This is a genomic window from Campylobacter volucris (genome assembly GCF_008011665.1).
GTDB lineage: Bacteria > Campylobacterota > Campylobacteria > Campylobacterales > Campylobacteraceae > Campylobacter_D > Campylobacter_D volucris_A.
The window spans coordinates 1-8,452 of the sequence record NZ_VOWJ01000034.1 but is presented as its reverse complement, the minus strand read 5'-3'; the positions used below and the strand labels follow the sequence as shown (position 1 = coordinate 8,452).

General features: G+C 23.1%; 10 protein-coding genes and 2 pseudogenes. 2 read left to right on the top strand and 10 right to left on the bottom strand.

The features are described 5' to 3' along the window. Positions 1–147 precede the first annotated feature (147 nt). Together FPD38_RS07915 and FPD38_RS07910 are read left to right on the top strand one after the other, a co-directional pair. Complete coding sequence (locus tag FPD38_RS07915) at positions 148–1,155, top strand: SIR2 family protein (RefSeq protein WP_147556263.1); 1,008 nt, start codon at positions 148–150, stop codon at positions 1,153–1,155. Positions 1,156–1,568: 413 nt separating this feature from the next. Next, the gene (locus FPD38_RS07910; RefSeq protein ID WP_147556261.1) at positions 1,569–1,865 is read left to right on the top strand and encodes a DUF2920 family protein; all 297 of its coding nucleotides are present in this window, start codon (positions 1,569–1,571) and stop codon (positions 1,863–1,865) included. Positions 1,866–1,876: 11 nt separating this feature from the next. Here FPD38_RS07910 and FPD38_RS07905 read toward each other — a convergent pair whose 3' ends face one another. From FPD38_RS07905 to FPD38_RS08175, 10 genes and pseudogenes are all read right to left on the bottom strand, one after another. Then, the gene (locus FPD38_RS07905) at positions 1,877–2,095 is read right to left on the bottom strand and encodes an acyl carrier protein (protein WP_147556259.1); all 219 of its coding nucleotides are present in this window, start codon (positions 2,093–2,095) and stop codon (positions 1,877–1,879) included. Further along, positions 2,088–3,149: a beta-ketoacyl-ACP synthase III gene (locus FPD38_RS07900; protein WP_147556257.1), complete on the bottom strand. Its 1,062-nt coding sequence runs from the start codon at positions 3,147–3,149 to the stop codon at positions 2,088–2,090. The genes FPD38_RS07905 and FPD38_RS07900 overlap by 8 nt, the downstream gene beginning before the upstream one ends. Next, complete coding sequence (locus FPD38_RS07895; protein ID WP_147556255.1) at positions 3,139–4,662, bottom strand: HAD-IIIC family phosphatase; 1,524 nt, start codon at positions 4,660–4,662, stop codon at positions 3,139–3,141. Before FPD38_RS07895 ends, FPD38_RS07900 begins: the two co-directional genes overlap by 11 nt. Next, positions 4,659–5,065 (bottom strand): annotated as a pseudogene (locus FPD38_RS07890) (VOC family protein). Before FPD38_RS07890 ends, FPD38_RS07895 begins: the two are co-directional and overlap by 4 nt. Then, positions 5,062–5,952: a class I SAM-dependent methyltransferase gene (locus FPD38_RS07885; RefSeq protein WP_147556253.1), complete on the bottom strand. Its 891-nt coding sequence runs from the start codon at positions 5,950–5,952 to the stop codon at positions 5,062–5,064. The pseudogene FPD38_RS07890 and the gene FPD38_RS07885 overlap by 4 nt, the downstream one beginning before the upstream one ends. 1 nt (position 5,953) lies before the next feature. Continuing rightward, positions 5,954–6,856 carry a class I SAM-dependent methyltransferase gene (locus FPD38_RS07880; RefSeq protein ID WP_147556251.1) on the bottom strand — a complete coding sequence of 301 codons (903 nt, stop codon included), beginning with the start codon at positions 6,854–6,856 and terminating at the stop codon, positions 5,954–5,956. Continuing rightward, positions 6,850–7,074: an acyl carrier protein gene (locus FPD38_RS07875; protein ID WP_147556249.1), complete on the bottom strand. Its 225-nt coding sequence runs from the start codon at positions 7,072–7,074 to the stop codon at positions 6,850–6,852. Before FPD38_RS07875 ends, FPD38_RS07880 begins: the two co-directional genes overlap by 7 nt. A gap of 161 nt (positions 7,075–7,235) precedes the next feature. After that, on the bottom strand, positions 7,236–7,460 hold the full coding sequence (locus FPD38_RS07870) for an acyl carrier protein (protein WP_147556247.1): 225 nt from the start codon (positions 7,458–7,460) through the stop codon (positions 7,236–7,238). Beyond that, entirely contained in the window at positions 7,460–8,176 is a 717-nt protein-coding gene (locus tag FPD38_RS07865) for a formyltransferase family protein (protein WP_147556245.1), read from the bottom strand. Before FPD38_RS07865 ends, FPD38_RS07870 begins: the two co-directional genes overlap by 1 nt. Before the next feature lie 14 nt (positions 8,177–8,190). Beyond that, positions 8,191–8,452: pseudogene (locus FPD38_RS08175) on the bottom strand (acetyltransferase); the annotation flags it as partial.

The following is an 8,452-nucleotide window of genomic DNA, read 5'->3' as shown; positions in this document are numbered from 1 at the left end:
TTTTAATTTCTCAATTACTTCTTGCATTTGCATGATCAATCCTTTTATTTTAATTTAAAAGAATTTAACAAAAAATTGCAAAAAGCAATGAAAAGATTTTATTTTGAAAGGTTAAAAATAATGTATAATTTTTCAAAAAGGATTTTTATGAATGGTAGTGATATTTTCTTTTTCGGTGCAGGTTTTTCAAAATCTCTAAATAATTCTTATCCAACTCTTGCCGAGCTATCAAAATATTTTTTGGATAATAATTTTATATACAAAAATGAAAAAATCTACAAAGATAATTTAGAACAACTTTTAACTTATCTTATAACACCTTTGCCTTTTAAAACAAAAAAAGATATCTTAAGAGATGAAGCTTCTTATATTGAAAAAATAGATAAGATTGGAAAATATTTTTTAAATTTGAAAAATAAAAATATTACTAGTTCAAACGAAAACATAAAAAGCTTATCGCAATTTATAAATAAAAACAAATGTACTTGCATAACATTAAATTATGACTTATTGCTTGAAGAAATGTTGTTTTTAACACTAAATAAAGAAGTATCTAAAGATAATGTTTATAATATATTTTACAAAATGCCTATAAAATATATCGATGAGAGAACGGAATCGGTACAAGAAGGCTTTAATTTTTATAATAGCAATCTTGATAACGGTAAAAAAAACTCAACTGAAATTATTAAACTACACGGATCAATTAATTGGTATTGTGATCAAATTTATCAAAATAGTCCAATATATTTTTATAGTCATAATACATCTAGTCAATTTGAAGAATATCAGGAAAATATAGGAAAAGAAAGTTTGCGACAACTTATTATCCCTCCTATACTTGATAAAACAAGTAATTATAATCATATTGAAATACAGTCTCTATGGAAGAAAGCTTTTAAGGCTATACAAAAGGCTAAAAATATTTACATTTACGGTTTTTCTTTTCCTGTAACAGATTTATCTGTTGTCTATCTTTTTAAAAGTGCTCTACAAAATACACAAGATTACAAAATATATGTTATCAATACTAAGAGTAATATTGATGATAAAAAGAAAAGATATAATGAAATTTTTGGTGAAGACAAATGTGATTTTAATTTTTGTTGTGATGATAATTTAGAAAAATTAGCTGAATATTTGAATAAAAAATAGTTGGAAAGTTTAAGTTTTCTATGTAACTATCCTCCAAATCTTAAAACTATAGATAGCTACATGTTATTTTTATATAAAAAGTGGTTAAACTATGGTTGTATAGCGTTTTATAAAGATAGTTACATTAAAAATAAAACATAAGTTTATTTTAAGTAAAAATGTAACTATCTTTGGAGAGTAAAACATTTTTAGGATTTAAAATGTAAAACTAAACTTCGCCTTTATCTGCCTTTTAAACAGCATTTAATCGCTTTCTTGGGATAAAATGGATATTTTGGGATATTTAGGATATTTTACGCTTTGGACTTGGAAAAATAAAAAGTCGTTTTTATATGTTTTAAAAGCCTATTATTTGGGAGTTTTGCTAAAATTATTTATAGATAGTTACATATTCTTTTTAAAATACCCCTTACATTTTTGATGAAAGATCTCCTTTTAAAAATAAAAAAATTTTTGTAGAGCTTTTAAAAAGCTTAAATTTTAAAGTTGATTTTTATGACATATCGCAAATAGATGGAAAATATATAAAAAATTTAAATCATGGACTTGGCTTATCTACAAAATTATTTTTTAAATTACATTTGCCACAAATTTTAAAAGAACTTTTGCAAGATAAATCTTGTAAAAAAGAAATTTCATATAAATGTGATGATTTGATATATACTTTTAAAGAAGAGGATAATCAAATAAAATTAGAGATTAAACAATAATCTCTAAAAATTTAAATTTTAGCCAAAGCTAAAAGGTCGCTTACTTTTTCACACTTTTTAAGATCATCGCCATTTATTTGCATATTTAAAACATTTTTAAAAAGCACCATTATAGATACAAATGCAAGACTATCCCACTCATCTATGTCATCTAAAATCATCTCTTCTTTTAATGGCTCATCCATATGCATGGCATCTGCGATTTGTTTTAATAGTTCTTCTTTAGTCATTTTTTTCTCCTTTGTAAATTGAAATTGTATCGGTTTTGAAATTTTTGTCAAAATTTATATAAGCACTTCCATAAGCATATCCAGCCCCAAAAGCACTTAAAATCGCATCAAAATCATTTTTTTGCATTTGACAAAGTAGGGCAGGTATAGAACAAGCGCTTAAATTTGCATATTTTTCCATTAAATAATTTGGAGTTTTTTCTTTGTCTAAATTTAAATCGTTTATTAAATTATCTACCAAGAATTTATTTGATTGATGGAATAAAAAATAATCAATCTCATCTTTATCTTTACCACAAAATTCAAGCATATTTTTAACACCTTGGCTTTCTAATTCTAAAGCTTTGTTAAAAATTTCAGCTCCATCCATATAAAGATTATTTAAAGATCTATATTCATCTATTTTAAAAATATCTTCATTTGTGCTTTTTTTAAGTTTTGAAAAAGCACCATTTGCAATGATAAGTCTATCAAAACCATTGCCATCAGAATAAAGCTCAAAAAAGCTTAAATTCTTTTTATTTTGTATCAAGCTAGCACTTACTCCATCTCCAAAAATAGGTGCTAAATTTACATTTAAAGGATTTATGCTTTTGCTTAAAGTATCCCCACAAAGCAATAAAATATTTTTTATATTTTCATTTTTCATAAAAGAAAAACAAGTAAAAAGTCCATATAAATATCCAGCACAAGCTTGATTTATATCAAAGGCTATGGTTTTTTGATTTAAATTTAATCTTTTATGTAGGTAATTTGCACAAGATGGCATAAAAAAATCAGGAGTTTGAGTAACAAAAATCACCATATCAAGTTCATTTTTATCAAAATCAAGCATATTAAATAAATTTATACTTGCTTCATAAGCTAAATCCGTAGTGCTAATATCATCATCAGCTATAAATCTTTTTTGTAAGCCTGAAATTTTTTTCATTCGTTTTAACAATTTTTCATCATTTTTAAATACATCTTCTAAACAATCATCTATATCTATGCATTTTGGTGGCACACATACACTTATACCAGATATAGTTCCATTTTGGAATTTAGCTTTCAATTACAAGTCCTTCATAAGATATTTTTTCTTCATATATAAGTGCATAATCATCTTTAATATCATTTTTTAAAGAATATAAAAACTCTAAAAAAGGAGTATTTTTTTGTCCTTTTTGAAAATAAAGCTTTATGTTTTTAGTGTCAAAATATTTTTTTAATAATTCTAAAGCCTTAAAAAACATAATCTTTTCTAATTTTCTCCCTAGGGCTCTACAACTTATACAAAGATCTTTTATTATTAAATCATCATTATTTTTACAAGCTATAAAAATGGCTATTATGCCACTATCGCTTAATTTATCACTCATAGCTATAGTTAAAATAGCATTTTCTTGCATAAAATCTTCACATTCTTTTAAACTCATACGAGAATAATTTGATATAAATTGATTTGTTTTATTTAAAAGTTGGCTTATTCTTTCTAAGTTTTGTTTATTATTTATTTCAAATTTTAAATGAATTTGTAAATTTTCAAAATAATCTTTTTGGCTTAGTTTGTTTAATTCTTGTCTTTGTAAATTTGCTTTTATGTCAGCATTTCTTAGTTCATCTTCTTTGCTTAATTTTGTTTTTAAAAGTCCAGGAAAAAGTTTTAATGCAAAATAACTTTCTTCATTTGCCAATAAAGTTTTTATACCTAAATATCTTACATTTTCAATTTCTGCTATATTATCATCTATAAATAAAACACTATTAAAGCCTATGTTAAAAAATTTTATAATTTCTTTTATATTTTCATCTTTGCCTTGCCAATTTGCTTTTATAAATGCAAAATCATCTATTTTTAAAGGAAAATCTTTTCTTTTTTCAAATAAATTCTTTACATCTTTTTCATCGTTTTTAGAGCATATGGCTAGTAAAATTCCTTGATTTTTTAAATTTAAAAGTTCATTTTGTAAATTTTTGTGATTTTGATTTAATTTTAAATTACTTATTCCATCTTCGCCTAAAATTCCATCATATAAGGTATTATCAAGATCTGTTATTATGGCTTTTAGTTTTGGTTTTAAAATAGAAGGTATTATGTTAAGGCCTAAAATTTGTGCTAAGCTTATACAAGCTTTATTGCTTAATCTGCTTGCATTTATTTCAAAATTACTTTCATCTATAATTAAATTTTTATCAATAAAAGGCTTTAAAATTTCATAAATATCATATTCTTTTAAAGAAGTTTTGCCTAATAAAAGTGTTATTATAGGCACTTTACTAAGATTTGATAATTCTTGTATTTTTTCTTTTATAAAATTATCTATATTGTTTTTGTAATTGTTTAAATCTAAAAATATGATATTGATTTTTGCGTCTTTATAATTATCAAAATTTAAGCTATCATCATAAGAGCTTATATTAAATTCAGCTTTAAGTTCACTAAAAGCTAAAAATGCATTTATAATGCTTGATATAACTTCAAAGGAATGATTTCTAAAAACATTTATTTTTATACTTTGAAAATTATTTTCTTTGCTAAGTTTTATTAAATCATTTCTTTTTAAATTTGGTGAAAAAAGGTTCATTTTAATTCCACTAATTCTATTAATAAATTATTATTCATCATAATAAAACAAAGCTTAGCAAAATAACTAGCTTCCATTATATCTACTACCAAAATCCCCCCCCCGTGGATAGTATATCTAAATCTTTTTGTATGTTTTTGCTTTCATAAGCTATATGATACATTTTGATTTTATTTTTTAAATAATTATCTAAAACACCTTTTTCATTTAAATTTGATAAAAGTTCAAAACGATATTGTGGAAAATTATTATCTTTTGGTATTATAAATTCCCCTTTAACTCCTTGTCTTTCATCTATAAAATCTGCTTCTTTGATAAAACCTAGTTTATAAAAAATTTCTCTTTCTTTTTCTAAATTTTTACAAGCTACGCCTATATGATGTATTGGTAAGTTTAGATTCATTTTTTAAATACCATGGCCATAGTTATGGCATTTTTAAATTTCAAAGCTTTTTCTAAAGAATAATCATTAGCCATAAAGCATTCGTAATTTTTTATTTTTAAATTAGCTTTTTTTGCCATATTAAAAATTTCATCAGGATGAGAAAATAAGTATATATGATCAATAGCAGGAGCATTTATAGGTATAGTTGCAAAAATTTCTCCATCATCACTTAGTAAATCTTTAGCTCTTTTTAAAAATTCTAAAGGTTTTTCTACATGCTCTAAAACTTCTCCCATTACTATTAAGTCGGCTTTTTTGTCAAAATTAAAATTAAAAAAATCCTCACATAAAAATTTGCATTTATTTATAAGAGTTTTCACTTGATATTCGACCATATTTTTTGTAAGCTCACAGCTAGTTGGAGATAAGTCTAAGCCTATATAATTTTCAAATTTTAAACTTTTTACAGCCTTGGTGAAAAATTCCCCATGTCCTGGACCTATTTCAAAATAAAGTTCTTTTTTATTTATTGATTTTATATAATCTTCAAAATATTTTCTAACCTTTATATGAGCTATCCATATATAAGATGAAAGAGCTAAGCCTATCATATATTTTTTCATATAAGCTTTATTAAAATATACCTTATCTTTGATTTGTTCAAAACTTTCATATCTATATTTGCCATGTTCTATAAAATATTTTGTTTCTTCTAAGGTATCATTTAATATGGTCAAATAACACTCGCATTGTTCTTTTAAGCTTATATTGTTTTTTAGATAATATGTTATTAAATTATTAAATTCTATTTCATCTTCTTTTGAAAATGTAATTTTATTTAAATATTTTGCATGCATTGGGTTTTTAATGGATATTAGATCAAATAAATCTTTTATATAATTCATATTAAGCCTTTTGTAATACCACAGCCATAACTATGGCATTTTTAGTCTTTAAAGCTTTTTCTAAAGAATAATTATTTGCCATAAAATATTTACTTTCTTTTATTTTTAATCCTGCTTTGTTTAACAAATCTTTTACTTCATCAGGATGAGAAAATAAATATATATGATCAATAGCAGGAGCATTTATAGGTATAGTTGCAAAAATTTCTCCATTATCATTTAATAAATTTTTTACATTTTGCATAAATTCTAAAGGTTTTTCCACATGTTCCAAGACTTCGCCCATCACAACTAAATCAGCTTTGTTATTAAAATCGCATTTTGTAAAATCTTTGCATATAAACTCATATTCAGCATCAGTTTTCCCAACTTGATTTTCTACCATATCTTTACTCATTTGACAACTAATAGGAGATATATCTATGCCATAGTATTCTTCAAATTTAGCACTTCTTAAAGCTTTTGTAAAAAATTCTCCATGCCCTGGACCTATTTCTAAATAAGTATTTTTAATATCTTTTTTTTCATCTATAAAATTTGCAAAATATCTTCTAACTTCTATATGTGCATTCCATATAAATGATGATATGGCTAAACCTACCATATATTTTTTCATATAATCTTTATTTAAATAAACTTTATCTTCGACTTCAGCTAAGGTGCTATATCTGTATTTGCCAAATTCTATGAAATATCTTGTTTCTTCTAAAGTGTCATTTAAAACAACTATATAACTTTGTGCTTGTTCTTCTAAATTTATTTTTAAATCATTTTTATAATATATAATTAATTTTTCTAAATCATTATATTCTTGTTTTGAAAGTTTTAATCCATCTAGGCATTTTTCATGTAAAGGATTTTTTTCTTTTATCAAATTAAATAATTTTTTAGTATTTTCTAGCATAGTTTTTCCTTTATAACATTTAATAAATCATTTTGAGATTTTAATTTTGTTAATTCTTCTTTATTAAATTTTATTTCAAATTCTTCTTCTAAGCTCATGATTATATCTATATGAGCTAAAGAAGTCCAATTTTTACAATTATCCATACTTAAATTTGAATTTTTATCTACTTTAGTTTCTAAAATATTTTCTAAAATTTCATAAAATTTGTTTTCCATCTTATTTTCTTTCTAAGAATGTTATCCATTGATATTTATCTTACACAAAACTAGATAAAAAGTTAATTTACTTAAAAACTTTAATTTTATTAATTTTTCTCATTGTAAATTTTTAAATATCAACTAGCTGAATTTATGTAATATAAAATTGTTCCTTTGTTTTAATTGATACCCTCTTTAATCATTTTCTTAATGCTTTGAAAATTCTTAAAATTTTCCATTTTAATAAAATCTGATTTTAAAGGTTTTTTGTAAAATTTTTCTATTTCAGCTATAAGAATCATAATATCCATACTATCTAAATCTCCATTATCAATTAAATTATCCATGTTTTCGTTGATATATTCTTTATTAATATTTTTAAAAATTTGTTTTAAATCTTCCATTAATTTTCCTTTCTAATTTCTAAAATCTTATTATTTGATAGATATAGTTTTATATTTACATCTAAATCGTAAAATAAAATTTCATAGTTTGAGTTCAATAAATTAATTTTTGGATTTATTATTCCTTTTAATGCAGCCATAGATCTGAAAAATCTATCTATTTTTTCTATTTTCCAAGATAAATCTAAAAAGCCATTGTTAGGTAAATCTTTTTTTAAATGAAAAGAACTTTTAGAATCGCCATACTTTTGTAAATTTTCTAAATTATTTAAACACTCTGAAAAACTTTCCATAGCTAATTCGTGTTGTTTTTTTAATAGACTTAATGAATTTATATTTGAATTTAATTTGATTTCTTTTTGTATTATGATATCTCCAGTATCGATGTTATTGTCTACTTTATGCCATGTTATACCAGTTTTTTTATCGTTTTGCCATATTGTCCATATATGTGCATTTTGTCCTTTATGAAGTGGAAGTAAAGAATTGTGAAAATTTACAATATAGTTATTTTCTACACATCTTTTTTTGAAAATATATGAATTATTAGCACTTATAATTAATGAATTTTTTATACCAAGAAAAAAAATATCTAATTTTTCATGATTATTTTCTTGTACTAAGAACGCATCACTTTTTAAAATTTTTTTAGCGACTTCTTGGCAATGTAATGCAATTTTACCTCTTCCTATCACATATGTTTTTTCAAATTTCATTTGGGTTACCTTTATTATAAAAAACAATATTTATTTTTTTGTAAGAGAGAAAGCATATCGTCAAAATATTTTTTACTTTCAATAGCGATAATGGGAGAATTAGAAAAATATATTTTTTTAAAATTATTTTGTTTTTTTAAAATATTTATATGTTTTGAGATGTTCATATCAGAATTTTCTTCTAATTTTCTTACATAAAAAGTTATATTTTTATTATTTTGTTTTCCGCTTTCATCTATTAAAATTCCACTAAAATTTTTAAAATATCTATATGGA

Coding starts and splice junctions, on each gene's coding strand:
- FPD38_RS07915 (WP_147556263.1), top strand. CDS start 148: ATGAATGGTAGTGATATTTTCTTTTTCGGTGCAGGTTTTTCAAAATCT.
- FPD38_RS07905 (WP_147556259.1), bottom strand. CDS start 2,095: ATGACTAAAGAAGAACTATTAAAACAAATCGCAGATGCCATGCATATG.
- FPD38_RS07895 (WP_147556255.1), bottom strand. CDS start 4,662: ATGAACCTTTTTTCACCAAATTTAAAAAGAAATGATTTAATAAAACTT.
- FPD38_RS07885 (WP_147556253.1), bottom strand. CDS start 5,952: ATGAATTATATAAAAGATTTATTTGATCTAATATCCATTAAAAACCCA.
- FPD38_RS07880 (WP_147556251.1), bottom strand. CDS start 6,856: ATGCTAGAAAATACTAAAAAATTATTTAATTTGATAAAAGAAAAAAAT.
- FPD38_RS07875 (WP_147556249.1), bottom strand. CDS start 7,074: ATGGAAAACAAATTTTATGAAATTTTAGAAAATATTTTAGAAACTAAA.
- FPD38_RS07870 (WP_147556247.1), bottom strand. CDS start 7,460: ATGGAAGATTTAAAACAAATTTTTAAAAATATTAATAAAGAATATATC.
- FPD38_RS07865 (WP_147556245.1), bottom strand. CDS start 8,176: ATGAAATTTGAAAAAACATATGTGATAGGAAGAGGTAAAATTGCATTA.